1 protein-coding gene is annotated in these 273 nt (G+C 72.5%); it reads left to right on the top strand.

What is annotated here, in order from left to right:
- Window positions 1-58: 58 nt before the first annotated feature.
- The coding region (locus AC0MA3_RS26520) for an rRNA adenine N-6-methyltransferase family protein (protein WP_474658350.1) at window positions 59-273 on the top strand (215 nt) is incomplete at its 3' end.

The following is a 273-nucleotide window of genomic DNA, read 5'->3' on the forward strand; positions in this document are numbered from 1 at the left end:
CCAGCATGATCCAGGCGATTGCCCTCGCCGGGCGGCTCGCAGCGCGCAAGGCGACCTCTTGAGCGCCATCGACGACCTTCCCCCACTGCGCGAGGTGATCGCCCGCCACGGGCTGATGGCGAAGAAGGCGCTCGGCCAGAACTTCCTGCTCGACCTTAACCTGACGAGCCGCATCGCCAGGGCCTCCGGGCCGCTGGAGGGCGCGACCGTCGTGGAGGTCGGACCCGGTCCCGGCGGCCTCACCCATGCCCTGCTCGCGGGCGGCGCCCGCGT

The organism is Paenibacillus sp. LS-5 (genome assembly GCF_056121505.1).